Origin of the sequence: Adhaeribacter radiodurans (assembly GCF_014075995.1) — a bacterium.
Classification (GTDB): domain Bacteria; phylum Bacteroidota; class Bacteroidia; order Cytophagales; family Hymenobacteraceae; genus Adhaeribacter; species Adhaeribacter radiodurans.
The window spans coordinates 5537831-5564424 of the sequence record NZ_CP055153.1 but is presented as its reverse complement, the minus strand read 5'-3'; the positions used below and the strand labels follow the sequence as shown (position 1 = coordinate 5564424).

Genomic DNA, 26594 nt, shown 5'->3' with positions numbered 1-26594 from the left:
ATTTTTATTTTTTTACTGCAATTAAGCCCGAGAAATTATACCATTTAAAAAACACCTCGCAATGACCAAAACCCGCATCACGCAGCATATGAATGTTCTCGGATAATTTGTAAGGAATTAATACATTCTCTAAAGCTTCGCGTTTTTGCGAAATCTCCAGTTCGCTGTAATTATTGCGGCGTTTATGGTTGTAATAATATTTAATAAACTCGCGGTTAAAAACGCTGTCTTCCGCTAAAATTTTTTCTACCAAAATTAAAACACCACCGGGTACTAAGCCATTCAGGATGGTTTTTACCAGTTTCTCCCGGAAAATTGGCCGCACAAATTGTAAGGTTAAACACAATACTACCACCGAGGCATTCTGGATATCGACGTTTACGTTTAAATCAGCTACCTGCAAATCGTATGGGCGTTCAAAACCAGCTTCTTTTAACTTAATATCGCACTTCTCCAGCATTTCTACCGCATCGTCCACCCCAACAAACCGAATATCTGGCGGAATGATTGTGTTCATGCCAATCATGGTGGTGCCGGTAGAGCAGCCCAAATCGTAAACGTTGGTGCCGGGTTGCACAAAATCGGCGGCCAGTTCGGCCGTCATGCGTTGCATTTCGCCGTAAAATGGTACCGATCGGTTTACCATATCGTCGAATACGTTGGCAACGTTGGCGCTAAATTTAAAATCCGAAACCTTGTTTATTTCGTCTTTAAAAACTTCGTCTTTTTCTATTTTTACTTCTGAAGCCATGTAAATTAAGTGCTGGAAATATTGAAATGAAAGCAGCTTATTGCGTTAGTTAAGAACTTATTCGCTAACCAGAAACCTGCTGAACCATTATTAAATAAGCTAAGTAGGCGCTCGCTGATTATAAGAAAATAAATTTTTAGTGGGGCAATTTAGTTAATTTTTGTATTTGCTAAGCCGAATAACTTAAAATATTGTTAGTGCGTTTAGTAGCATTAGAATCTTGCTAAAAGTTAGTGCTTAGGCTGTAATAATGGATAACACTTTCCTTGGTACTGGCAATCTCACCATAAGTAAGGGTAATATTTTCGCCGTTCCATTCCAGCACGTTGTCAAAAGATTCTACCCAAGGATACAAACGTTCGCCTTCACCGTATAAACTTTCGAGTAAACTCACAAAGTTACGACTGTTTTCTACGCCGTTAATGGTAATAAAAATATGGCTGAGCTTATCTTTATAAAAAGCATACGTAATGTCGGCAAAAGTAACGCCTTTCATCTTTAGTACGTCGGTTTTGCGCCGGTAGTATTTGGTATTGCCCTCGGATTCGGTAAACACCAGGTTCCGGAAAGTTTTAATAGAGGCTCCTAAACGGGCATCGCGGAAACCGTTGCGTTTTTCGAGTTGAGCGATGCTTTGGCCAAAAGAAGAAAAACTAACTAGTAAACTAAAAAATAAACCTAAATAAATAAATCGAATCATCCCGGATAGCTTTCGTCGAATTTCCGGCAAAAATACTTATTATTTTTTACTCTCAAACCTTAAAAAATTAAGGTAGAAACAAGTTAACCGAAAAAGGAAAATATTTTTGAAATTTATTATAGTAAAGGGAATTTTTTGAGAAGTTTTTAAGTTAATATATTAATCGTTGTTACTTTGATAATTTAATGTTGTTTTATTTTTATCTTTGTAAAACAAACGATAACAAATAACAGAGCACATAGTATAAAGGAATATATAATTAATTTAAATAAACTATGACTAATCTTTTAACAGCTAACTCGAAGAAAACAGGAAAAACAGTTAAAAACAATTGGCTCTTTGCGCCGGAGAACGAAATGATTTCGGCAGGTTCTGGTTGGAATGAAGGTTATCAGCCGTCTAATAAATTCTTGTATTTTTCGGAAGCTACTTCTACTTTACCAGAAAAAGAACTTAAGAACCGAGTTAGCTTAATAAACTAAGGTTAGTCTTTTAATTTTAGCAAAATCCCCGCCCTAGATAGTTTATTATCTAGGGCGGGGATTTTTTATTGAGGGTTAATCTTACTTTAATTATCGGATTAAATATATCTCTGATTAGTTATCTCTGAAAAAACTCACAATATAGATGTAAAGCTATAAGAAATTATTTTTAACTCACTTACCTGAAAATGGTTAAGAGCAGAGGAGCTGAGTGTCTTTGATTAATTAGCCACCGGAATTTCTTTAAACTGCTTGCGGAAGATATAATAAACCGGAATTCCTAAACCTACCAAAATTAAACCTGCACCTGCATAAGCCGGCTGAAACAACAATAACACGAAGCAAATACCCGAGGTTAGAATTACGTAAATAGCCGGTATAACTGGGTAACCTATTGCTTTATAGGGCCTTGGCCGGTCGGGCTGGGTGCGGCGTAAAATAAAAATGCCGATTATGGTAATAATGTAAAAAAGCAGTACCGAAAACATGACGTAATTTAACATGTCGCCGTACTTGCCTGATACGCAGAGTAAGCAGGCCCAGGCGGTTTGGCAATACAAGGCTATTGCCGGTACTCCATTTTTATTTAACCGGGCCAGTTGCGGAAAAAACAAGCCATCGCGGGCAATGGTGTAGTATACGCGCGCCCCGGAAAGCATTACGGTATTAATACAGCCAAACGTAGATACCATTATTAAAAAAGCAATAAACAAAGTAGCTTTTGGGCCACCCACCGCTTCGGCTACGGCTGTTCCTACCCGGTCATCGGCCGCAAATTGTATTCCCCGGCTCAAAACAGTTGTACCTTCCGGGGAACCTTGCAGGGGTAATACCAATAAATAAACAATATTTACTAACGCATACAGTACGGTTACCACAATGGTACCAATTACCATGCTTAGTACAATCGTGCGCTTAGGGTTTATAATCTCATCGCCCGAAAAACCAATTACGTTCCAGCAATCACTCGAAAACATAGAGCCAATCATGGCCAAACCAATAGCAATTAATAAACCGGCACCTGCCAGAGGCACGGGAGTAGAAGAACTGGCGGTTACTTGTTGGGCTTGCCATAAATTACTAAAATTAGCCTGTACCACGTTTTCATCCATCCCGAAAGCAATACCTAAAACAATAAGCGCGAGTAAAGCCAGAATTTTAGTACTGCTGAAAATATTGGCAATCCATTTACCGCTTTTTACACCGCGTGCATTAATAAAATTAAGCAACAACAACACGCCCACGGCTAATAATTGCACGGTGGTAAATGGATAGCCTCCTACCCGAAATAACACATTGGTTTCCGAAAACCAAGGTAGAAACACGCCCGTGAAACGCGCAAAAGCCATAGCTACTGCCGCAATTACTCCCGTTTGAATTACCAGGAAAAGAGTCCAGCCGTACAGGAAAGCTACCATTTTGTTGTAGGCTTCGCGCAGGTACACGTATTGCCCGCCCACATTCGGAAACATAGACGAAAGCTCGCCGTAACTGAGGGCCGCAATAATAGTAATAAAACCAGCCAACAGCCAAACTAACAATAACCAACCAGCCGAACCTACCAACCGGGCAATATCGGCGCTTACAATAAAAATTCCGGAGCCAATCATGCCGCCGGTAACTATCATAATTGCATCGAATAATTTTATTTCTCTTTTAAAACCTGTAGAGTTTTCTGCCATTAACTTAAAAATAAAAGGAAGTGCTATTAAATATTTACTAAAAAGGAAATATACATTGAATATTTGGAAGGGAAAAATCCTTTCTTTATGCTCTTTCTCTTAGAGGTTTTGCATTTTTAAAGGCTATGGAATTAAGTAAGACTCGCTGCTGCATCATAAATTTAATAAGTAAATACCTTTATACATGTGTTCTGGGTGGAATTAAAATAACTTTTGAGTGTTTGGCCCAAAAGATATGTAAACGATGCAAGCAACTTTGCCGGAAAATATTTTAGCTACTGCAACGGTATACACGAAAGCTGGTGTGCAGTCAGGATAAATACAAATTCTGAAACGTGAATTGGCGTTCGTAAGCCAAAAATGAATAAGTTTGCGGCAGATTTTTGACTTTTAGCTGAAGGTTTTAAAAATAGGACTACAATTAGTAACACCTCAGTTCGGCAAGGAAGTCGGTCTAAGATCGGACGAAGAAACAGCGTTTATTTAGGGATTCATGATCAGAAGCTTTTATATCCAGGAAAACGAACTGCATTGGGAGAAAAATCCAACTAGGTTTTTGTCAGATGGCGACAAACAAATTATTTGGGTCGATTTGCAGTCGCCATCGGCGGAAGAAATGAAACAGGTGGAAAAGCATTTCGGCATTGAATTCTTTACGGCCCAGGAAGCTGCCGAAATTGAAAGCAGCTCGCGTTATTTTGAGGATAGTAGTGGGTTCGAGGCTAACAGTGCGTTTGTGGTGTACGAAGGCGCTTCTTATACTACCCGTCAGATTTCGTTTATTTTAAAAGACGATTTACTTTTTACGCTTCGGCGTGCCGACCTAAAATCGTTTGCCGAGACAGTCAGGAAAATCAAAACCTTTAAAAAAGGAACCACTACTAAAGCTATCCAAATTTGGCTGCTGCTCCTGGAAACCCAGATTGACTACGACGCCGACTTTATCGAGTATTTAACCCGCACTACCAATACGGTTAGTAAAAAGCTGGTAAAGGAAAAATCCATTCAGGAAGAAAACCTGTTACGGATTACCGAGTTGCAGGAAAATACTATTCTCATCCGCGAAAGTATCGTGGATAAACAGCGGTTGGTTTCGTCGATGCTGAAAAGTTTTCAGGTAGAAGAGCCGGAAAAAGAGCGATTACGGATTATTATTAAAGACATAAACTCGCTCTTGCAACATACCCAGTTTAGCTTCGAACGCCTGGAATATTTACAAAATACCTTTCTGGGTCTGGTGAATATTGAGCAAAACCAGGTAATAAAAATTTTTACCGTAGTTACGGTAGTGTTTATGCCACCCACGCTTATTGCCAGTATTTACGGGATGAATTTTAAGTTTATGCCCGAACTAAATTGGCTGGCGGGGTACCCTTTTGCCCTGGCCTTAATGGTGATCTCGTCGATGGCGTTTTTGTGGTATTTTAAGCGTAAGAAATGGCTGTAGGAATTGGATGTTAGATATTGGATGTTGGATATTAGACTTGTGCTTTTGAACTGTGTGATTAAATTAGCCAATAACAAAGTAGGAGAAAAAATCTAATATCTAACATCCAATATCTAATTTAGTTCTTCCGGGTGGCTTTTACTTGCCAAAGCATGCTGCGGTTCTGGTACTCAACGGTGTTCTGACCTTCCAGTTTACTGCCCTGAATGGTACCTTTAATAGTAAAAGGTATGTCGCCGTTTGGAGCTTTTACCGTGCCTTCATAAATGAAATCAGAACCATTAAGCTGCGCTTTAGAAATATCGGTGTCACTGTCTAAACTAATTTCGTTAGAGGTGATGTGGCCCGTATAACCCGCATTGCCTCCTCTTTGAATGGTTAATACCCCGGTAAGGGTTTCTTGCTGGTCGTTTGTCATTACGTAATTCCAGGAACCGCTCAGCTCCGCATGTTCGGCAGGTTGACTGGTGGTAGTAGTCGCACCCATAGAACTGGAACTACTGTTACTATCGTTAGCGGATGCTGTAGTCGATTTCTGACTGGCACAGCCGCTTATTAAACTAATACTTACTGTTAAACTTACAAGCCAGGTGTACACAGGTGTTTTCATGTAGAAGTGCCATTTTTTGGTAATATATTAATTTCTAATTTATTTTAATGAGCTAACTATATAAATCATAATTTCATTTCAGACTAACCATTACAACTTTATCTTGGTAGTTCCGCCAGCAGCCAGTTGAATATCCACTGGTTGGTTGTTTTTCCAGGCACCAGCAGTAAAATCAGGTACATCCACGGAGTTAGAGCGCTTGGCTACCGATTGTTCACTTAAAGGGCTAATCGCGCTCCAGGTAGCCGTATCGTAAACATCCATATCTACGGGCAAACCATTGCGCAGACAATCCATAAGCCGCCAGTTCATTAAAAAATCCATACCGCCGTGGCCACCTACTTGCTTCGCCATTTCACCTACTTTTTTTACAATGGGTGGCAAAAATTTTTCTTCTAGCTTTTTTAATTCGGCTTCGGGCAACCAGTCTTCGTGTCCGGTAGAAATCCGGCCCGGAAGCGGATATTTCTGCGCGGCGCCTTTGGTACCGCTTACCAGATGAATGCGGGAATAAACCCGGGGTGAGGTTACATCGTGCTGGAGCATAATGGTACGCCCCTGACTGGTGCGGATAGTAGTAGTGTTCATATTGCCCCGATAAGTTTTAGTAGCGAATGGCCGGTAAAATTCGTCTTTGCTGGCCAGTTCCTTTGCGGTAGCTCCCATCATAAAATCATTCCCGGACATCGACACCAGGTAATCCATTTTATCGCCCCGGTTAATATTCATTATTTGAGCAATTGGGCCTAAACCATGCGTGGGGTATAAATTACCATTCCGGAAATTTTCTTTCAGCCGCCACATATCATAATATTTGGTTTTGGAAAAATTACCTTCCAGCAAATCATGAATGTAAGCGCCTTCGCCGTGAATAATTTCACCGAAGAAACCCTGACGAGCCATGTTGAGGGTAAGTAATTCGAAAAAATCGTAACAGCAATTTTCTAAAATAACGCAGTGCCGCTTAGTACGTTCGGATGTTTCTACCAGCTGCCAGCATTCTTCCAGGGTTTTGGCTACGGGCACTTCTACGGCTACGTGTTTTCCTTGCTCCATGGCGTATAGTGCCATGGGCACGTGCAGGTGCCAGGGAGTGGCTATGTAAATAAGGTCAATATCTTTTTGCTCGCACAGCTTTTTCCATTCGTCTTCTTTCCCGGTGTAGGTATTGGGTTTAGAACCGGCAGTTTGGCAAAGCTTTTGGGCCGCAGTTACTTTTTCGGGTCGTAAATCGCATAATGCTTTAATTTCTACCCCTTCTAATTTGGTGGCATGTTGCAGATGCGTTGGTCCGCGGTTGCCCAAACCAATAAATCCCAGCCGAACGGTGTTAAGTTTAGGTGCCGCATACCCCGACATATTAAATTTCTGAAGGTGCGTTTGTCTGGACGGAGGAGTATCTAATCCCTGGGCATTAGACCTAACAGGGTTAACATTGCCCGCTAAGATGCCAGCCCCTACTAGACCCGTAAATTTTAAAAAATCTCTGCGATTATTTTTCATTTTTTAGATAAAGGATTATAGTTCAGAGTCTTTCTTTTTTGGTTAAGTTTAAAAGAATGTATTAAAAGCTAAGGCAAAACGGGTTTACTAAATGAATAAGATGGAATCGGATTTTTAAATATAATCTTTTTGGGTTTTTAATGGGAGTTATATCTTAATCTTTTAGTATATTTTTTCCGGTTTCAGAGGAATACACCTTCTCCAACTAATTAGATGCTGCCTGGTACAATACCCGGAATAAATACACCGATTATTTACTATTTATTTTTATTTTTTGGCTTTCGGAGCAGGGCTACTTTATTAAAGTTTACCTCATTTACTAAAGTAGACGCTTCCGGTACCGCAGTAATTAAAGTACTTCTGCCTTTTTATGTTATTTGCTTACTTTTTATAAAAGTTTTTTAAAAGTTTTTGCATGAAAATACTTTTTCCTTATAGTCAGTCAAAATGGTTAATGTATTTGTTGGTAGCTCTTTTAGGAGGTACCAGCATTAAGTGTAAACAGCAAAAAGAGGCTGCCTCTACAGGAGGAATTCCTCCGGAAAAGGCTTTAAGTACCTTTGAGCTGGAACCGGGGTTTAAAATAGAACTAGTGGCAGCCGAGCCATTAGTGGCTGACCCAGTGGCAATGGAAATTGATGAAAACGGCCGGATGTACGTGGTGGAAATGCATGGCTACCCGTTGGATAAAAGCGGAACCGGAAAAATAAAGCTGCTTACCGATACCAACGGAGACGGCCGGATGGATAAGAGTACCACTTTTGCTGAAGGACTGATGCTGCCTACGGGAATTATGCGCTGGAAGAAAGGAGTACTGGTAACGGATCCGCCTAATGTATTATACCTGGAAGATACCGACGGCGATAACCAAGCCGATGTGAAAAAAACAATGCTTACCGGTTTTGCAGTTTCTAATCCGCAGCACAATTTAAATAATCCGCTGCTGGGATTAGATAATTGGATTTACGTAGGTCATGAATCGGCGGTAACGGCTAAAATTTACAAAGAAGAATTTGGCGACCCTGGCAAGGATATACTCTACCCGGATAAGCCTAAAGGACCGCGGCTAGCTAATAATGCCAATGGCCGCAGTGTGCGTTTCCGGCCCGACGAGTATGCGTTGGAAACAACCTCCGGCGACACCCAATTTGGCCATACTTTCGATACCTGGGGGCGGTATTTTCAGGTTTCTAATGCCAATCATATTTTTCAGGAAGTAATTGCTGAACCGTATCTCCGCCGTAACCCGGATTTACTTGTAACTGATGCCACTCAGTCCTTGTCAGACCATGAAAACGCAGCGGAAGTATTTCCCATTACGAAAAATCCGGAAAATCAACTTTTAACGGATGTGGGAGTAATTACCTCGGCTTGTGCGCTTACTTATTACCAGGGCGGAGCCTTCCCGGAAGAATTTAACAATAATGTAACGTTTGTGGCGGAGCCGGTTAGTAACCTGGTGCATGTGGATCGCCTGAAACCAAAAGGAGCCAGTTTTGCGGCTAGTCGGTTACGGCCTCACAAAGAGTTTCTGGCTTCTACCGATGCCTGGTTTCGGCCGGTAAATATGTATACCGGGCCGGATGGGGCACTGTATCTGGTAGATTATTACCGGCAAATAATTGAGCATCCTGAGTGGATGGCCGAAGACGTAGTTAAATCAGGCGCGCTCTATAATGGTACCGATAAAGGGCGGATCTATCGTATTAGTGCCCAAAATGCCAAACCAGCAACCTGGACCCAGGAATTAAACTTAGGTAAAGCTACGGATGAACAATTAATAGCCAAACTAGCCGAACCCAACATTTGGTGGCGGCGAAATGCCCAGCGTTTGCTCGTAGACAGAAATAGTAAACAAGCAGTGCCGACTTTAAGGCAAATAGCCCAAAATCCAACCTCTGCTCTTGGCCGCTTGCACGCTTTATGGACCCTGGAAGGCATGCATCAACTCCGTCCGGATTTAATAATAAAAGCTTTGCAAGACCCGGAACAGGGTATCCGGGAAAATGCTATTAAACTGGCAGAGTTACACCTGAAGGAGTCGCCGGATTTAACCTCAAATTTAATTTCCCTGCAAAACGATGCTAATTCTAGAGTACGGTATCAATTGCTTTGTACTTTAGGTTTTATTAATACGCCGGAAGTTAATCAGGTTAGGCAGCAACTTTTGTTTAAAGATATTAACGATGAATGGGTGCAAGTAGCAGCCCTTTCGGCTTTGTCGGGACAAAATGCGGCTTTTTTGGAGTCCGTACTAGCCCAATATAAATCAACAAATCCGGCCTATGCTTCTTTGGTACAACGCTTAAGCGCGATGGTTGGAGCCAGACAAGAACCTGAAACTGTTCGCCGACTCCTGCAAAAAGCAACTACTCCAATAACGGGAGAACAGGGAGCATGGCAAGCTCCGGTACTAGCCGGATTAGCTCAAGGCTTAAAGAGCAGAAAAGTTATGCCAACCGAATTACAAACAGAGCAGAATGTATTAATTCAAACTTGCCTGAAGCATCCGGTTGTTTCTGTTCGGGAGGGAGCTCTGCAAATTTTACAGGCAATTGGCTTGCTGGCTAGGGCACAAACGCAGAACGCCATGCAGCAAGCCCGGGAAATAGCCAGCAACCAAAATCTTCCGGAAGACCAAAGGGCTATCGCCATTGAATTTCTGGCTTTACGAAATCCGGAAACTGATCGAGCTTTCTTAAGAAAATTGATTAATCCGCGTGAACCTTTGCCCGTGCAGTTAGCCGCTTTGCACACGCTCAGTGCTATTCCCGACCTTACTGTAAGTACTTTTGTTTTGCAACAATGGCCTTCGCTTTCTCCGGACGTGAGAGATGCTGCTATTAATACCTTTATGTCGAAGCCAGAGCGCATTCGCTTGTTATTAGATGCACTTGAAGAAGGTAAAATCCAAACGGCTAGTATTGGCTGGCCGAGGAGTGTGAGCCTGATGGCGCAGGAAGATGAAAAGTTAAGAAGCCGGGCCAGAGCTTTACTTACTAAAAAAGAAGACAAACGCCAGGAAGTTATTCAGGAATACCAAACGGCTTTAAACCTGGGAGGAGATAAGGTTCAGGGCAAGGCGGTATTTCAGCGCAACTGTTCCGTATGCCACCAAATAAGAGGTAATCAAGGAGTAGCTTTCGGTCCTGATTTAGGCACTATTCATAATTGGCCACCCACTGGTATTTTATCTAATGTTCTCGACCCAAACCAATCTATCTCGGATGGCTACGATATGTGGGAGGTAGCTCTTACAAATGGCAAGTCGGTGCAGGGGATAATTGCTACCGAAACTCCTAATGCTCTAACGTTGCGGAACGCCGGTGGTCAGGTTACTACTATTGCGCGGCAGGATATTAGAGCTTTAAAAGCGTTGGGCATGTCGGCGATGCCAACCGGTTTAGAAAAGCAAATTAATAAGCAACAAATGGCTAATCTTTTGGCTTATCTCCGGCAGGTAGAATAATTCTTATTCTTTTTTTTACTATTTGTGAGTATCCTATTCAGCTAAATTAAAATTTTTTAAATCTGGTTACTTAATTAAGCTACACGCTACTATATACTTTTAATATGAAATTAAATCCAAATTGCTTTACTGGCCAGGCAAAAACCTTAATTGGCTATTACCTTTTCTTTCAATTTTTACTGTTCGGAAAAGTGATATTGGCGCAGCCAACAACTTCTGCTTTTTCGTGGCCGGAGGGAAAACAGGCCGCCATAAGCCTAAGTTTTGATGATGCCCGACTGAGCCAGGTAGACTCTGGTACTGCGCTGCTAGACCAGTATCAGGTAAAAGCTACTTTTTACGTAGTGCCATCCGGCGTGGAGCAACGCTTAGAGGGGTGGAAGAAAGCGGTAAGTAGTAGCCACGAAATTGGCAATCATTCCCTTAACCATCCTTGCACCGGAAACTTTCCCTGGGCCCGGCAAAAAGCACTGGAAGATTACAGTTTGAAAAAAATGCGGCAGGAGTTAACTGAATGCAATAAGCAAGTACAGGAGTTGCTGGGAGTAAAACCAGAAGTTTTTGCTTATCCTTGTGGGCAAAAATTTGTGGGGCGCGGGCGAAAAACCAAAAGCTATGTTCCGTTGGTAGCTTCATTGTTTAATTCTGGCCGCGGCTGGCTCGATGAAGGACCAAACGATCCGCTTTTCTGTGATCCGGCCCAACTCACCGGAATGGAATCGGACGGAAAGGATTTTGAAGAAATTTTGCCCATACTGGAAGAAGCTAAAAAAACTGGTAAATGGGTGGTGTTGGCTGGTCATGAAATGGGACATTCCGGGCCGCAAACTACCCGCTTATCCATGCTGCAAAAACTACTTGAATATGCACAAAACCCAGCTAATGGTGTTTGGCTAGCGCCGGTGGGTACCGTGGGTAAATACATCCAGGACCATAAAAAGTAAAAAATATTGATGTAATGGTTCTTAAAAAGAAACCCTCCTAGCTTTTTACCAAGAGGGTTTTTACAACAAATAACGTAACTAAAGTTCTGTTTAAATTACTTCCTTGTCGGAAATCTTAAATATTAGTAAGCCGGAGGTTTAATTAGTTCAAGTGCGTTTAAGGAAGGTTTAGGCGAAATTTTAAAGTGTAAGTCTAAATTAACTTGGTTCTATTGCTAAATGCTTCGCTGCTTTGGACTTTTTATCCGTTGAGGTAGGTTCCTGGCTGGCTATTGCTCCTTCATTCTGATTGCCGCCGATACTTTTTAAAGTATTCGTAAAGTTCTCTACTATTTCCCGGCCCTTATCAGTGCCAAAAACAGAAGCCAAAGCTACTCCTACTCCGGCGGCTCCTAAAATAGAGTACAACACCCGATTGTCTTTAATATAAGGTTTAATGGCTTTGTAAAAAGTACTATTTTTCTTTTTACTTTTTTTCTTATTCTTTCCCATAGTTTCTTCTAGCCTTAGTTAAAAGTTAGGTAATACATTTATTAGTGTTCGCTGCCTTATACATACGTAGGGCTATGGTACCAGTTTTAAAAAGATAAGTTAAAAGAAAAAACCAAGGCATTTTACGTCTTCCGTTTACTTGAATTTCGCTAAATTTTGCGGCGCATAGGTAACGAAAGTTTCTTAAACAGGCAAAGGTCAAGGCAGGTAAATTGCCCTCGCATACATCAGAACTTTCTCTTTTAAAAGTAAGTCGTCATCTAAACAAAATTTGCTTTCGAAAATGAATGTTAAGCGGGTACTTTATAGTAAAAAAGAGTACAATACTACGGTAGTTGCTGAAACAAGCTATTTTAAGTTTGAGCAAAACGGGAGGAGCCTCACTTGTTAAACCTGACAGTAAGGTATTGCTGCTTTATTTTTTAGAGCAATAAGCCTAAAGGCAGTTACATTCTTAAAAAAAATACTAAACTTAGTTTGAAATTTATCTAATTACATGAAAGTGCCTTTTTCTATCTTCAGAGTTATTTTAGTTGCTTGTTTCTTCTTATTATATTCTTTAACTGTTTTTGCCCAGAGCAAGCAAAAGAAAGCAGTTTTTATAATTGTGGATGGCATTGCGGCCGACGTACTTGAAAAACAGAATACTCCTAATTTAAAGAAAATTGCGGCCGTTGGCGGGTATACCCGCGCGTACGTAGGCGGTGAAAGAGGCGGGTATTCCGAAACTCCCACCATATCGGCGGTGGGCTACAATAGCTTATTAACGGGTACCTGGGTAAACAAACATAATGTGTGGGACAACAAAATTGATGCCCCCAACTATAACTATCCTACCATTTTTCGCTATTTCGAAACGCAATACCCTTCTAAAAAAACAGCCATTTTTTCTACCTGGCTCGATAACCGCACCAAGCTCGTCGGCGAAGGTTTGCCGCAAACCCAAAACATAAAACTCGATTATCATTTTGATGGATTTGAACTGGATACTGTAAACTTCCCGCACGACAAAGAAAGTAACTACATTCACCAGATTGATGAACATGTAACCAACGAAGCCACCCGTTATATCCGCGCGGAGGCACCCGATTTATCCTGGGTTTATCTGGAGTATTCTGATGATATGGGGCACCGCTACGGCGACGGTGAAAAAATGTACCGGGCTATTCAAATGGCTGATGATCAGATTGGCCGTATCTGGCAAGCCATTCAAAACCGGCAGCAGAATTTTCCGGAAGACTGGCTAATTATTATAACCACCGACCATGGCCGCGACAGCCAGGGTAAAGGTCACGGCGGCCAATCAGACCGCGAACGCACTACCTGGATCGTCACTAATGCTCAAGATTTAAATGGTCGGTTTAAGCAAAATCCGGGCGTGGTTGATATTATGCCCAGTTTAGCCCGCTTCTTAAATATTAGTATTCCGCGCGAAAACGAAAGAGAAGTAGATGGGGTACCTTTTACCGGTAAAGTATCTATTGCGGAGCCATCGGCAACGTACCGCAACGGACAAATAGCAGTAACCTGGCAAGCACTGGAACAAAAAGGCAAAGTAAAAATTGGAGTTACTACTACAAATAAATATAAAAATGGTGGTAAAGACGAATATACTTTATGGAAAGAAGTGGATTTAAAATCAGGAAAAGCAACTTTAAACGTAAAGCAAATGCCTTCTGGCTTTTATAAAATAATATTTGAAGCACCTTCTAATACTGTAAACCGATGGGTAACTTTTTAGCTATAATATACTTGTAAATTATAGCACTACTTTATTTTATTAAATTTAGCTTTTAAGATTATAGATCGAGTTTTATTCTGTTTAGTCCTGAGATTTTTTAGTTGAGCAAGTACCCTTGGAAAATAAATATAACTGGTTATAATCAGCTTGATTACTTTTAAGAGTAGAGTAAAATGTAACTTAAGTAGGCGGCAATGCTGAATGTAAATTCGTGGTATAAGGGAGCAATTAAAAACAAATACCAGTTTGGCTATGGAGCACTCGCTAGGCCCGCCGGCCATGAGGCAAACTGGTTACCTGTAAAATAAGTTGGCACCGCTGAATGGAGACTTGAAAAGGCTCCAAATAAAGTAATTAGCTTTATTTTACTTCAACTTAATAAGATAACTTCGACATTATTCCGAATAGAACAAGCAAATAATAAACCTTATACTACTTACAAACTAAATAATCGTTATTAGTAATACAGGTGAGCTTCTTAAAATAAGATTTTAATTATCGTTTGGTAAAAAGAAACAAAAAGCTTTAATGCATTTCCGCCATTTCTAATTGGTGGTATTCTTCGGTAATGCGTTTTTGCAGATCCGATGGAACCGGGGCATAATCGGCAAAATGATTACGTACTTTGGCCCGGCCCTGGCTAATATTCCGCAAAGCCGATAAAAACTTATCTAATTCCGCTAGAGGGATGCGGGCTTTTATGACCTGGGCATCTTTTTCACTTTCCATATTCAGAATAATACTGCGCCGGATTTGAAGCTCGGTCATGGCATCGCCCATAATAGCTGCCGGCACCGAAACTTCTACTTCCTGAATAGGTTCCAGCAGGAGGGGTTCCGCCTGTAAAAAAGCATCGCGGAAGGCCATGGTACCGGCAATTTTAAAAGAAATATCGTTGCTATCTACCGGGTGCATCTTACCATCGTATACGCTTACCCGCACGTCGCGTACGTAAGAACCAGTAAGCGGACCCTGCGACATTTTCTCCATTACACCTTTTAAAATGGCCGGAATAAAACGCGCATCAATCACGCCACCCACAATGCAATTATTAAACACGAGTTTTCCGCCCCAAGGCAAATCTACAGTTTCGGTTTCCCGCACCGAGAATTCTTTCACCGAAGGCATTCCATCGTAATAAGGCTCAATTTTCATGAATACTTCGCCAAACTGGCCCGCTCCACCCGATTGTTTTTTGTGCCGGTACGACGCCAAAGCTGGTTTCTGAATAGTTTCCCGGTAGGGCACCCGCACTTTCTGAAACTCTACGGGTATTTTGGATAGATTCTCCAGGCGCCATTTCATTAAGGCCAAATGTAATTCTCCTTGGGCTTCCAGAATAAACTGCTTTAATTCCTGGTTGTATTCAATGCCAATCGTTTGGTCTTCCAGGTGAACTTCGTTTAATAATTCACTTAATTTCTCTTCGTCCTGCTTGTTTTTGGCAACAATGGCCACCCGGGTTTTGTAGGCCGGAAAAATTATAGGTTGAATGTTGCCTTTAGCGCCTTTGCCGTTGAGCGTATGATTAGTAAAAGTATTCTTCAATTTTAGCGTACAACCTATATCACCGGCTTTTAATCTTTCTATTGGGTTGCGGTTCTTGCCATCCGCGATGAACAACTGACCAATTCGTTCGGAAGTATTTGTTTTTTCGTTGAACAGTTCCATCCCAATAGCTACTTCGCCGGCCAGAACTTTAAAAAAAGACAAACGGCCCAGGTGCGGTTCAATTAACGTTTTAAAAATAAACAGGCGGGTAGGAGCGTTCGGATCGCAGGGTACTTTTTGGCCTTCTTCGGTAATACCGGCGGGCATCTCTACTGCCGAAGGAGCTACGTTATCGATAAATCCCATCATACGGCCGGTGCCCATATCTTTTTTAGCCGATAAGCAAAACACCGGGAATACCTGGTGCTTCATCATGCCTATTTTTAAACCTTCGCGTAGTTCATCTTCGTCCAGACTGCCTTTTTCAAAATATTGCTCCATTAAAGCTTCGTCGTTTTCGGCGGCTTTTTCTACTAGTTCGTTATGCAGGGCATCGGCTCTTTCTTTTTCGCTATCGGGAATGGGTAGTTTTTCCGGTTTGCCACCACCTGCCGGAAATTTGTACATTACCATTTTCAGTAAATCAATAATGCAGTTAAAGCCTAAACCCGCATTTAAAGGATATTGCATTACAGTAACCGCCGAACCGAAAAAAGCTTTTGCTTCTTCCAGAGTTTGATTAAAATTGGCCTTATCTGTATCCAATTGATTTATTGCCAGAATGGTGGGTTTGTTATACCGGTCTACGTAATCCCAGAGTACTTCGGTACCTACTTCCACGCCATTTTGCGCGTTCAGCACTAAAACCACAGTATCGCACACGGTAATAGAGGTAATTACTTCGCCAATAAAATCGTCCAGACCGGGAGTATCCATAATATTAATTTTATAATCCCGCCATTCGGTGTGCAAAGTAGTAGCATACACCGAACTACCCCGTTCCCGCTCTATTTCCTGGTAATCCGAAATAGTGTTTTTTTCTTCTACGGTTCCCCGCCGGTTAATAATTCCTGCTTCAAACAGCATGGTTTCGGCTAGGGTAGTTTTGCCGCTTTTCGCAGAGCCAATTAGCACCACGTTTTTAATGTGTTTTTCGTCGTAAGCTTTCATAAAACAAACTGTTAATGGTGATAATTGCTTCAAAAAAACAGTTGAAAAAGAAGAATCTACAAACTGGCAATAACTTGGCTATGAATTCTTTAATATACTAGGTTTTTAAGAAATATAAAACGAAACGCTGATTGTTATTTCTGCTTTAAAATCATCTGTTCGAATCCTTTAATTAACTTTCTTCTTAGTTATACTACAGCTTTAAATTTGCTCATTTATATAACTCCTTCTCTCCTTCAAAGAAGCACGGCCTCGTTTTATTTATTTTTAAAGAAATATTTAGAAAAAGCGGGTAACAAATAACGCTTTGTTATAATCTAATACTATAGAACATAAGATTAATGGCAAGAGGGAAAGTAGAAATTCTTTTCCTGGCCTTATGGACGAATGGAGTTCTGGGATTAGGCTAAGAATGAGTTATTTTGCTTAGTTAAAACTTCCGCCACACCTCACCAATCACTCAGCCATTTAGATGTACTGCGTGTTTACTAGTCAGCTTTGCCCTTAGAGCCAGTTTGACAAGCTTTCTTTAAGCGGTAAAAATTATCTTCCCTGATTGTAACTGTTCATCGGGTTAGAAAAATTTGAATAAGTAATTCGCAATTTACTGGTATGCCAGATTGAAATGTTATGAGAATTTACGTAAAAGTTGGGCTTTTTATTTTTCTTTTATCATGGATGTATAACAGAGTAGTTGCCAAAATTAGAGCTGGTTTTTCTTTACTCCATCTAAGCTATAGCGCTAAAAAGCATTCTTCAATTCTGAAAAATTAATTTTAGAATTAGTGCTCTTAGCGCTACTGCTCCTCTAAGTAGAAAGCTTTATGTCAGTTAAAAACAAGTGCCTTTACCCGAAACAGTTTAGCTGCCCCTAACCAAATTACTAATAGGTACCAGTTGCAACTGCAAGCTTACTTCCTTCCCGATAAATTCTCCTTTTTGTCATTTGATGGGAGCATTGTTCTGGTAGCAATTGGTACTCTTCCTCTGGAAGAATCTTTGCCCGGGAGCTAATTTATAGAACGAAGCTGATTTAAGAAGTAATAAGGCCGGTCATTTACTAATTCCCTTTTCCAATGATGATAGACTTAGAAATTAACCATCGTCCGTTTTAGCCTGAAAACAAGCTTCTTTTCACTCATTTTACTTAATCATTCATCTAAATAACAATGAAAATTCAATTATCTGGTTTATACCGGAGCCAATTTGAACTAGTATTATCACCCGGATGGCGCATTATAAGCGTGCTCCTGTTATTCCTGTTTAGCTTTACAACCGGAACTTTAGCTCAATCCAAAGTTTGGGATAACACCTTAGGCGGAGATGGCACCGATGATTTAGTTCTGGTCCAACAAACGAGTGACGGCGGCTATATTCTGGGAGGTAGTTCCACGTCCGGAAAAGCGGGCGATAAAACAGAACCAAATAGGGATCCGGGTACAGATAATAACTCTTATTATACCGGCGATTATTGGATAGTAAAGCTGAAGGCGGATGGTTCCAAAGCTTGGGATAAAACATTTGGTGGTAATAGCAGAGATGAATTACGTTCGCTGCAGCAAACGAGTGATGGGGGGTATATTCTGGGAGGAACTTCTTATTCCGGTATTAGTGGCGATAAGTCCGAAGCCAATAAAGGCAAACAAGATGAATTTGGTAATATTACCAACGACTATTGGATAGTGAAAATAGATGCTAGTGGTAATAAACAATGGGATAAAACATTTGGCGGTGATAATTATGACTATTTAGTATCGGTTCAGCAAACCAAAGAAGGCGATTATATACTAGGTGGCCATTCGGAATCTGGAGCAAACGTCGATAAAACCGAGCCAAGTAAAGGAGGGTGGGATTGGTGGGTGGTAAAAATGGATGCGAGTGGGCGTAAAATCTGGGATAAAAGTTTCGGGGAGAATCAGTATGACAATCTGGTTAATTTAGTACTAACCTCGGATAACGGCTATTTGCTTGCTGGCAGTTTTTACGGCGATACCCGGATAATAAAACTAAAGGCAGATGGTACGCCATTATGGGAAAAAGTTTTAGACGTTAGAGACTTAACTTCTTTACAGGCTACCCCTGATGGCGGGTATGTGGCCGGCTATACAGCTACAACATCCACCTATTCGCATGATTACGGCATTATAAAACTAAAAGCCGATGGCACCCAGGTTTGGAATAAGACTTACGGGGGCAATAAGGAAGACTGGCTCACCACGGCGCAGCCAACTCAGGATGGTGGTTATATTTTGGGTGGCGGTTCATCTTCTGGCATTAGCGATGATAAAACCGAACCCGTTAAAGGCCCTTGTAACGATGATGAATGCGATACAGACTTCTGGCTGATTAAATTAAGAGCTGATGGCACCAAAGAATGGGATAAAACTATTGGCGGAATTGATTACGACTTTTTTGCTTCCGTTCAGCAAACGAGTGATGGCGGATATATTTTAGGAGGTACTTCTAACTCCGGCATTAGCGGTGATAAATCCGAAGCCCGGTCTGGGTATTGGGTAGAAAAACTGGATAATAAAATTCGTCTGAATCAATCCATTACTTTTGCTCCTATTTTGTTGAACAAAGCAGTGGGTGATCCGCCTTTTACTCTTTCGGCCAAAGCTAATTCCGGGTTGTCTGTTACTTTTAAGGTGGTATCTGGCCCGGCAACCGTAAGTGGTAATAAGGTAACTCTAACCGGAGAAGGTACCGTTCACCTGCAAGCCATCCAAGCGGGTAATGGTACTTACAACCCAGCCTTGGTCGATCGAAGTTTTATCGTAGAAGAAAAGAAATTAATTAAAAAATTGTGGGATAAAACCTTCGGTGGTTTTAATCGGGAGGTGCTTACCGCCATGATTGCTACTCCGGATGGCGGTTATTTAGTGGGTGGTTATTCTGTTTCGGGTAAATCAGCCGATAAGAGCAACACTAGCAGAGGTAACAAAGATTATTGGCTGGTTAAACTAAACGCGCAGGGAGTAAAAGTATGGGATAAAACCTACGGAGGAAGTAAATCAGATAGTCTTACTGCTATTATCTCTACTCCGGATGGTGGCTATTTGTTAGGTGGGGCCTCAGCTTCTGGGGTTTCTGGTGATAAAAGTCAGGCCAATAAAGGAAACTACGATTATTGGTTAATAAAAATAGATGCTACGGGTACGAAAATTTGGGATAAGGTTTACGGCGGCCGGGAAGCCGATAACCTGATTACCCTTTTAGCTACTCCGGATGGCGGGTATTTATTGGGTGGAACTTCTACTTCGGGTATATCGGGCGATAAAAGCCAAATTAGTAAAGGCAGTACCGACTATTGGCTCCTGAAAATTAATGCTACAGGTACGAAGCTTTGGGACCGGACGTATGGTGGTAGTGAAGCGGAAAATCTAACCGCGCTTACTGCAGCTACGGAAGGTGGCTATCTGGTTGGTGGTTCTTCTGCCTCGGGTAAATCCGGGGATAAAAGCCAAGCCAGCCGGGGATTTGAAGATTATTGGATTGTACGCCTAAAAGAAGATGGCACCAAACTTTGGGATAAAACCTATGGCGGATTTAAACAAACGTACGAGTATGAGGACTGCCCGTACGAAGACCCAAAAGATTGCGAATACCAGGCGGGTAGTTCCATTTTAACCGCTCTGTTTGCCACCCCCGATGGTGGTTACCTGGTAGGCGGTTATTCTAATGCAGATAAGAATAGCGATAAAACCAATGACAACGACGGGCAATTACGTGACTATTGGTTACTAAAAATAGATGCGAAAGGATCTAAATTGTGGGATAAAACGTATGGTGGCGTTAGAACTGAAATAAGTACCGGGCCGGGCGGGTGGTATTATACAGGTAATTCTTTACTGCGCACTATTATTGCTGCGCCAGATGGAGATTACATTCTTGCTGGTACTTCCGATTCTTATAAAGGAAGAGATAAAAGCGAAAATACCCGAGTAGGAGAACGATACACCTATCCGGCAGGAGGCGGCGGATATTACCTCTTCTTTCCGGGCGAGGAAGATTACTGGGTACTTAAGATTACCGGCGAAGGTACTAAAAAATGGGATAGAACTATTGGCAGCCGCAATTATGATGAACTACAGGCCATAGTAGCTACTCCCGATGGTAGCTATGTACTAGCGGGTACTACTTATAATGCCGGCATAGGCGGAGACAAAACCGAAGCTACCCGCGATACTACCGGCATTTTATCGAATGACAAAGGAGATTACTGGGTAGTAAAAATAAAAGATGAAATGCCGCCGGTTACCTCTGCCTGGAATATGCGTTACGGTGGCTCAGGTACCGAAGGCTTTACCGCGGTAATTAAAACTTCTGACGGCGGTTACTTATCTGGCGGCTACACTAATTCAGGTATTAGCGGCGACAAAACCCAACCTAGCCAAGGCTTAAACGATTACTGGATTGTAAAAAGTGATAAGAACGGCAAAAAGCTCTGGGATAAACGCTACGGCGGCTCCGGGGAAGATTACCTGAACACCCTCATTCAAACATCGGATGGCGGCTACCTGCTGGGCGGTAGTTCCGAGTCGGGTAGTAGCGGCGATAAAAGCCAAACGAGCCGTGGTGGCCGCGACTGCTGGATAATAAAAATTAATAGCAATGGCACGAAGGTGTGGGATAAACGCTTTGGTGGCACGGGCTCGGACGAAATCAAGAAAGTTATTCAGCTTTCTACTGGCGAATACTTGCTGGCCGGCATGAGCAATTCCCCGGTGAGTGGCGATAAAAGCCAGAGTAGCCGGGGCGGCCAGGATTACTGGCTGGTGAAAATTAAAGGCGATGGTACTAAAATCTGGGACAAACGCTTTGGCGGGTCTTTAAACGAAAATCTGGAAGGTTTAGCTTTAACCATAAACGGCGACTACTTACTGGGGGGCAGCTCATTTTCGGGTATAAGTGGCGATAAAACGCAGGCGAGCCGGGGCGGCGCCGATTATTGGCTGGTGCGCGTGAGCAGCAGCGGCAACAAAGTGTGGGATAAACGTTTTGGCGGCACCGGCGAAGATAATTTAATGGATGTGGGTAGTACGGGTACTTCTACAGGTAATCTCTTTATCGCCGGCCATAGTACATCGGGAGCCGAGGGCGACCGCAGTCAGAATAGCCAGGGGGGCAAGGACTTCTGGATGCTAAAGCTAAACAGCAGCGGGGAAAAGTTGTGGGACAAGCGTTTTGGCGGCAGCGGCCACGAAGGCCTGCGCACCATTCTGCTCACCCAGGAAGGCGGCTACTTACTGGCGGGCCGGTCAGAGTCAGGAGTGAGCGGCGATAAAACACAGAGTAACCAGGGTAGCAGCGATTATTGGATTGTTAAAACTTCCAGCACGGGCATCAAGCAATGGGACAAACGTTTTGGCGGTAGTAACTACGACGAAATCCGGATGGCCTTGCAAACAGCAGATGGGGGCTTTCTACTGGGTGGCCGTTCCGAGTCGGGAGTAAGCGGTGACAGAACGCAGCCCAGCCAAGGCAGTAGCGACTACTGGCTCGTGAAAGTTGCTCCGGAAACCAGTTCTATACTAGCCGAGAGAGAAACTGCACTGGCAGAAGAACCTAAAGTTAAAGCAGAATTAAGTCCGCTACAAGCTTACCCAAATCCAGTCAAAGATAAAGTTACTGCCAGCTTTACCTTACCCCAAACGCAACCGGTGAGTTTAAAAGTGTACGATTCGCAAGGCCAGGAGGTAACTACTTTATTCCAGGGCGAAGCGCAAGCCAATAAAGCGTACGAAGTAATTTGGCAGCCTAAAACCAGTCAGCCGAATGGTATGTATATTCTTCGTTTACAAACTACGCGTTCTGCCCAAACGCAGAGAATCTTATTTACTAAATAATCTTTGCATTAATTTCCCGGCTGACGGTCGCGCCACAAGCGTGGATCAATGTTAAACGGAGATGTACTAATAATTTCTATGCGGGTGTACGCCGAGTGACGCGGGTGTAGCAGGTAATTTTTAGATTCTACTACTACGGCCGATGGTACTTCCAGCGCCAGTACTTTAGGGTGGGCTAACCACTCGGCTAGTACCTGATAATTGGCCTGGTAATCGGCTTCTTCGCGCCAGTTTGGTGGAAGTTCCGGTAAGGGAACCGGTAACTCCGGCAAAGCTAAAGTAAGTAAGAATAATCGGGGTAAATCCTCGTAGGGTAAAGTAGGTAAATGAACCAATTGCTCCAGTAAAGCCAATTCCGGACTCGCCGAAGTGTATAAAATTCCTACTCCAGGAGGGTTCCAGCGACCACCATATTGCCGGGCTCCTTCCGTAGATAAAGGCGAATTTATAAAGCGTTCTTTTACTAACCGGTAAGCTACTATTGGTCGTGCCGTAGTAGAAAGGGAAGTACTACTTTCAGGCATAAATGCCGTGTTCAATGCGTCCTAGTACGGCATGCACCATCCCAAAACCAGTAGCGGTATCCAGCAGTGCAAGGGGAGCCTGGCGTCGGAGTTCGGACAAGGGAACCCGCAACCAACGCCCTAGTACATCCGCCCGTCCATCAAAAACACTTAATCCATGACGAAGCAGGCTTTTTAGTAACAACAACCGTTCAGAAGCATTATTATCCAGCAGGGCTTCGGGCCGAAGCCGGTGCAGGGTTCGCTCGGAAAGATTAAGTATGCGCGCCATTTCCTTATCGGTGAGCCCAACCTGATGGGCTAACTCATCGGCTTTTCCGCGCGCTACGCCGGCACGAGCTTGCTCTACTACGGCAAAACTATCACTGGCACCACTTGTTCCTAAAAGTAAATCCATAGTTTTTGTTTCTTGTCACTAAGATAACTGCCATTTGGCACTAATGCAAATAACGCAAGCTTTAACTCGTTAGTTTCATCGGGCAAATTTCTGATTTTTCTCTTACTGTCCGATTTGCTCAATTGCAGGTTTTCTTGTCTTTTCAATGAAATTTATTTAAGTTTAATAAATCTGCTCATTATAAAAGTAAAAGTATGGAGCTTCAGATAAATGGAGTCAAGCGCCTTAGCCAGGCAGCCCCGGAAACGAGTTTGCTAAGCGTTTTACGCGACGAATTTGATTTAACCGGTACCAAATACGGGTGCGGCGAAGGGCAGTGCGGAGCCTGCACCGTATTACTAGAAGGTAAAGCCATTCGCTCCTGCCGTACCCCCATCAGCTCTCTGACGGGTAAAGAAATTACTACTATTGAAGGGCTTGAAAAAAACGGACGTTTGCACCCGGTACAAGAAGCGTATTTAAAAGTAGATGTATTTCAATGCGGCTACTGTGCTTCCGGTATGGTACTATCTACGGTAGCTTTACTCAAAAACAATCCCCATCCTACGCAGGAACAAATTATTAATTTTATGAACGGCAATATTTGCCGCTGTGGTACTTATCCGCGCATTATTCAGGCCATTCAGGAAGCTGCCTCGCAGGCATAAGGAGAACAAACCCATGAACTCTAAAGAGATAGCAAATGGCTCAGCAGCCAGTCAACCGGAACAATTAACTACTCCTTCCGGTCAGGAAATGAGCCGACGAAAGTTTTTTAAATGGCTGGGTGGTGGATTGGCGGTAGCCTTGGTACTACCAAAAACCTTCGTTCAAGCGGAGCTAGGCGCAACAGCATTGGCCGCCAAAAAGATTCCTACTGAACAAATTGGGGCGTGGCTGCATATTGGCCAGGAAGGTACCGTTACGGTGTTTACCGGTAAAGTAGAAGTAGGGCAGAATATCCGGACTTCGTTGGCCCAGGTAGTTGCCGAAGAATTGCGCGTACCCGTAACCTCGATAAAAATGATAATGGGCGATACGGATTTGGTGCCTTACGATGCCGGAACTTTTGGCAGCCGCAGTACCCCGGCTATGGGTAGTCAGCTCCGGAAAGCTGCTGTTGCTGCCCGTGAAACTTTACTGAATTTAGCCGCTCAGGAATTAAAAGTTAAAAAAAGTACTCTGAAAGCCGAAAATAGTAAAATTACTCATGTGGCCAGCCGCAAAACGTTAAGCTACGGCGAATTAGCCAAAGGGAAACAGTTGTTGCAAATCATTTCCGAAGGAGCACCAGCTACCCCGGTAAACCAATGGAAGATTGCCGGAACCTCGGTACCTAAAGTAAACGGACGCGATTACTTAACTGGTAAGCATAAATACGTTTCGGATATGAAATTACCCGGAATGTTATACGGCAAAGTTTTACGGCCACCTGCCTACGGCGCAACTTTACAAGCATTGGATGCAAGTGCCGCTAAAGCTATAACGGGCGTTACCGTAGTACACGAAGGAGATTTTGTGGGTGTAACGGCTACCAATATAGCAACGGCCACTAAGGCCATAGCTGCCATTAAAGCGCAATGGAAAACTACTTCGCAACCTTCCCGTCCGGAAATATTTACATATCTCAAAAATAAAGCCTCCGCAGGGCAGGAAAACGGACGCGATGCAGGTATTAACAAAGGCAACATACAACAAGGATTAGCTTCGGCAGATAAAACTTTAAAAGAAACGTACCAGGTAGATTACATTGCCCATGCGCCCATGGAACCCCGGGCGGCGCTGGCGCATTGGGAAAACGGAAAGCTTACTGTTTATACGGGTACCCAACGACCATTTGGCGTACAAAGCGATTTAGCCGAAGAATTTAAAATTCCGGAAGAAAAGGTGCGGGTAATTATGCCCGATACCGGTTCGGCTTACGGCGGCAAACATTCGGGGGAGGCGGCCTCAGAAGCTGCAAAGTTGGCGAAAGTTACTGGTAAACCCGTTAAACTCACCTGGACCCGGCCCGAAGAATTTACCTGGGCTTATTTCCGTCCGGCCGGTGTAATTGAAGTAAGCAGTGGGGTAAAGAACGACGGTACTATTACGGCTTGGGAGTTTCATAATTATAATTCCGGCGGCTCGGGCATGCATACGCCTTACGAAGTAGCTAACCAGCAGATTCAGTTTCATCCATCAGATTCACCTTTAAATCAAGGTTCTTACCGGGGGCTAGCCGCCACAGCCAATATTTTTGTGTTGGAATCGCAAATGAACGATTTGGCGCAATTAGTAAATCAGGAACCACTAGCCTTTCGGTTACAGAATTTAAAAGAACCGCGGTTACGAGCCGTTTTAGAAGCCGCTGCTAAAGCTTTTAACTGGGGTAAAAGCAAACCTGCCCCGGGCCATGGTTTCGGGATTGCGGGTGGTACCGAAAAAGGCGGCTTTACCGCAACCTGCGCCGAAGTAGCCGTTGACCAAACCAGCGGGCAAGTAAAGGTTATTCGTACGGTTACTGCTTTTGAATGCGGTGCTATAATTAACCCCGAGCACTTAGATAATCAAATTATGGGAGCCATTGTGCAAGGGTTGGGCGGTGCCTTGTTTGAAGCCGTAGATTTTGAAAACGGCAAAATCTTAAATCCTACTTTTGCGCAATACCGGGTACCACGGTTTAAGGATGTTCCTACAGTCCAGATTATTCAACTAAACCGCCCCGATTTACCTTCGGTTGGTGCTGGCGAAGCCCCCATTGTAGCCATTGCTCCCGCCATCCGGAACGCAATTGCCGATGCCACCGGCTTGAAGTTAAAAACCTTGCCCCTGGCACCAAACGGCTTATCGGCTTACCTTAAAAAGAGCTGAATTAAGTAAAAGGAGTTAAGTAAAGAGACACAAGTATCAAGATATTAGATGCTAGACTTTTATATATCAAACCTGTTGATTATAAATTATTTTTCGCTACAATACCGGCGGCATTAAGTATATAAAGTTAATTCTGTCCAGTTACTTATAAGGAAGAGCCTGCTCGAATTGTAAGTATTACCATTTTCTATTAACTCTCTGTGCTAAATTGGACAAAGAAGATTACCTTCCTGTACTAATATATTCTTATTTAGAATAAGGTAACCAAGAAGAACTGACACCAGTTTGGCTATGGAGGGCCTTTTAGCGTTCCGGTGCTGCAAAGCAGCATGGCGTAACGGAGTGAGCCAAGGTTCGCTAAACCGCCCGAGAGAGCCAAACGAGGCCCGCCGGCCACGAGGCAAACTTAGACTGTTCTATTCCCATTAGCACCGTAAAATGGAGGTTTGAAAAGACTCCACAGAAAAGCCTGTTATTCTATCAATATATAATTTAGCTTAGTTTAGAGTA

17 protein-coding genes are annotated in these 26594 nt (G+C 42.9%); 8 read left to right on the top strand and 9 right to left on the bottom strand.

Annotated features, from left to right (window positions below):
• Nucleotides 1–4 precede the first annotated feature (4 nt).
• Together cmoA and HUW48_RS22155 are read right to left on the bottom strand one after the other, a co-directional pair.
• Nucleotides 5–751: a carboxy-S-adenosyl-L-methionine synthase CmoA gene (gene cmoA / locus HUW48_RS22160; protein ID WP_182413006.1), complete on the bottom strand. Its 747-nt coding sequence runs from the start codon at nt 749–751 to the stop codon at nt 5–7.
• A gap of 223 nt (nt 752–974) precedes the next feature.
• Nucleotides 975–1451 carry a hypothetical protein gene (locus HUW48_RS22155; RefSeq protein ID WP_182413005.1) on the bottom strand — a complete coding sequence of 159 codons (477 nt, stop codon included), beginning with the start codon at nt 1449–1451 and terminating at the stop codon, nt 975–977.
• Between the two features lie 275 nt (nt 1452–1726).
• Here HUW48_RS22155 and HUW48_RS22150 point away from each other — a divergent pair, with 275 nt between their 5' ends.
• On the top strand, nt 1727–1933 hold the full coding sequence (locus HUW48_RS22150) for a hypothetical protein (protein ID WP_182413004.1): 207 nt from the start codon (nt 1727–1729) through the stop codon (nt 1931–1933).
• 221 nt (nt 1934–2154) lie between these two features.
• On the opposite strand, the gene HUW48_RS22145 is transcribed toward HUW48_RS22150, so the two are convergent.
• Nucleotides 2155–3615, bottom strand: a complete 1461-nt coding sequence (locus tag HUW48_RS22145; protein WP_182413003.1) for an APC family permease — start codon at nt 3613–3615, stop codon at nt 2155–2157.
• A 493-nt stretch (nt 3616–4108) separates the two neighbouring features.
• On the opposite strand from HUW48_RS22145, the gene corA reads away from it, so the two are divergent.
• Nucleotides 4109–5062, top strand: coding sequence for a magnesium/cobalt transporter CorA (gene corA / locus HUW48_RS22140; protein ID WP_182413002.1), 954 nt, complete (start codon nt 4109–4111; stop codon nt 5060–5062).
• Between the two features lie 118 nt (nt 5063–5180).
• On the opposite strand, the gene HUW48_RS22135 is transcribed toward corA, so the two are convergent.
• Entirely contained in the window at nt 5181–5672 is a 492-nt protein-coding gene (locus HUW48_RS22135) for a hypothetical protein (RefSeq protein ID WP_182413001.1), read from the bottom strand.
• Nucleotides 5673–5762: 90 nt separating this feature from the next.
• Nucleotides 5763–7175, bottom strand: a complete 1413-nt coding sequence (locus tag HUW48_RS22130; protein ID WP_182413000.1) for a Gfo/Idh/MocA family oxidoreductase — start codon at nt 7173–7175, stop codon at nt 5763–5765.
• A gap of 415 nt (nt 7176–7590) precedes the next feature.
• Here HUW48_RS22130 and HUW48_RS22125 point away from each other — a divergent pair, with 415 nt between their 5' ends.
• Both HUW48_RS22125 and HUW48_RS22120 read left to right on the top strand, forming a co-directional pair.
• Entirely contained in the window at nt 7591–10644 is a 3054-nt protein-coding gene (locus HUW48_RS22125) for a PVC-type heme-binding CxxCH protein (protein WP_246343581.1), read from the top strand.
• A 104-nt stretch (nt 10645–10748) separates the two neighbouring features.
• Nucleotides 10749–11588 (top strand): polysaccharide deacetylase family protein, encoded by an 840-nt coding sequence (locus HUW48_RS22120; RefSeq protein ID WP_182412999.1) that lies wholly within the window; start codon nt 10749–10751, stop codon nt 11586–11588.
• Nucleotides 11589–11786: 198 nt separating this feature from the next.
• Here the strand turns inward: HUW48_RS22120 and HUW48_RS22115 are convergent, their stop codons facing one another.
• Nucleotides 11787–12080 (bottom strand): hypothetical protein, encoded by a 294-nt coding sequence (locus HUW48_RS22115; protein WP_182412998.1) that lies wholly within the window; start codon nt 12078–12080, stop codon nt 11787–11789.
• A gap of 496 nt (nt 12081–12576) precedes the next feature.
• On the opposite strand from HUW48_RS22115, the gene HUW48_RS22110 reads away from it, so the two are divergent.
• The gene (locus HUW48_RS22110) at nt 12577–13821 is read left to right on the top strand and encodes an alkaline phosphatase family protein (protein WP_182412997.1); all 1245 of its coding nucleotides are present in this window, start codon (nt 12577–12579) and stop codon (nt 13819–13821) included.
• A gap of 525 nt (nt 13822–14346) precedes the next feature.
• Here the strand turns inward: HUW48_RS22110 and HUW48_RS22105 are convergent.
• Nucleotides 14347–16482: an elongation factor G gene (locus HUW48_RS22105; protein WP_182412996.1), complete on the bottom strand. Its 2136-nt coding sequence runs from the start codon at nt 16480–16482 to the stop codon at nt 14347–14349.
• 1169 nt (nt 16483–17651) lie between these two features.
• Between HUW48_RS22105 and HUW48_RS22100 the strand changes: the two genes are divergently transcribed.
• Nucleotides 17652–22331 (top strand): T9SS type A sorting domain-containing protein, encoded by a 4680-nt coding sequence (locus HUW48_RS22100; RefSeq protein WP_182412995.1) that lies wholly within the window; start codon nt 17652–17654, stop codon nt 22329–22331.
• Between the two features lie 8 nt (nt 22332–22339).
• On the opposite strand, the gene HUW48_RS22095 is transcribed toward HUW48_RS22100, so the two are convergent.
• Nucleotides 22340–22855 carry an RES family NAD+ phosphorylase gene (locus HUW48_RS22095; RefSeq protein WP_182412994.1) on the bottom strand — a complete coding sequence of 172 codons (516 nt, stop codon included), beginning with the start codon at nt 22853–22855 and terminating at the stop codon, nt 22340–22342.
• On the bottom strand, nt 22848–23252 hold the full coding sequence (parS, locus tag HUW48_RS22090; RefSeq protein WP_182412993.1) for a type II RES/Xre toxin-antitoxin system antitoxin: 405 nt from the start codon (nt 23250–23252) through the stop codon (nt 22848–22850). The genes HUW48_RS22095 and parS overlap by 8 nt, the downstream gene beginning before the upstream one ends.
• Nucleotides 23253–23446: 194 nt before the next feature.
• On the opposite strand from parS, the gene HUW48_RS22085 reads away from it, so the two are divergent.
• Complete coding sequence (locus tag HUW48_RS22085) at nt 23447–23899, top strand: (2Fe-2S)-binding protein (RefSeq protein WP_182412992.1); 453 nt, start codon at nt 23447–23449, stop codon at nt 23897–23899.
• A gap of 13 nt (nt 23900–23912) precedes the next feature.
• Entirely contained in the window at nt 23913–26084 is a 2172-nt protein-coding gene (locus HUW48_RS22080) for a xanthine dehydrogenase family protein molybdopterin-binding subunit (protein ID WP_220463958.1), read from the top strand.
• Nucleotides 26085–26594: the final 510 nt, after the last annotated feature.

Excerpts from the sequence above, each read along its gene's own strand:
- HUW48_RS22095 (WP_182412994.1), bottom strand. The coding sequence starts at position 22,855 with ATGCCTGAAAGTAGTACTTCCCTTTCTACTACGGCACGACCAATAGTA.
- HUW48_RS22130 (WP_182413000.1), bottom strand. The coding sequence starts at position 7,175 with ATGAAAAATAATCGCAGAGATTTTTTAAAATTTACGGGTCTAGTAGGG.
- cmoA (WP_182413006.1), bottom strand. The coding sequence starts at position 751 with ATGGCTTCAGAAGTAAAAATAGAAAAAGACGAAGTTTTTAAAGACGAA.
- HUW48_RS22145 (WP_182413003.1), bottom strand. The coding sequence starts at position 3,615 with ATGGCAGAAAACTCTACAGGTTTTAAAAGAGAAATAAAATTATTCGAT.
- HUW48_RS22120 (WP_182412999.1), top strand. The coding sequence starts at position 10,749 with ATGAAATTAAATCCAAATTGCTTTACTGGCCAGGCAAAAACCTTAATT.
- HUW48_RS22110 (WP_182412997.1), top strand. The coding sequence starts at position 12,577 with ATGAAAGTGCCTTTTTCTATCTTCAGAGTTATTTTAGTTGCTTGTTTC.
- HUW48_RS22135 (WP_182413001.1), bottom strand. The coding sequence starts at position 5,672 with ATGAAAACACCTGTGTACACCTGGCTTGTAAGTTTAACAGTAAGTATT.
- corA (WP_182413002.1), top strand. The coding sequence starts at position 4,109 with ATGATCAGAAGCTTTTATATCCAGGAAAACGAACTGCATTGGGAGAAA.
- HUW48_RS22100 (WP_182412995.1), top strand. The coding sequence starts at position 17,652 with ATGAAAATTCAATTATCTGGTTTATACCGGAGCCAATTTGAACTAGTA.
- HUW48_RS22085 (WP_182412992.1), top strand. The coding sequence starts at position 23,447 with ATGGAGCTTCAGATAAATGGAGTCAAGCGCCTTAGCCAGGCAGCCCCG.
- HUW48_RS22105 (WP_182412996.1), bottom strand. The coding sequence starts at position 16,482 with ATGAAAGCTTACGACGAAAAACACATTAAAAACGTGGTGCTAATTGGC.
- parS (WP_182412993.1), bottom strand. The coding sequence starts at position 23,252 with ATGGATTTACTTTTAGGAACAAGTGGTGCCAGTGATAGTTTTGCCGTA.
- HUW48_RS22150 (WP_182413004.1), top strand. The coding sequence starts at position 1,727 with ATGACTAATCTTTTAACAGCTAACTCGAAGAAAACAGGAAAAACAGTT.
- HUW48_RS22115 (WP_182412998.1), bottom strand. The coding sequence starts at position 12,080 with ATGGGAAAGAATAAGAAAAAAAGTAAAAAGAAAAATAGTACTTTTTAC.
- HUW48_RS22080 (WP_220463958.1), top strand. The coding sequence starts at position 23,913 with ATGAACTCTAAAGAGATAGCAAATGGCTCAGCAGCCAGTCAACCGGAA.
- HUW48_RS22155 (WP_182413005.1), bottom strand. The coding sequence starts at position 1,451 with ATGATTCGATTTATTTATTTAGGTTTATTTTTTAGTTTACTAGTTAGT.
- HUW48_RS22125 (WP_246343581.1), top strand. The coding sequence starts at position 7,591 with ATGAAAATACTTTTTCCTTATAGTCAGTCAAAATGGTTAATGTATTTG.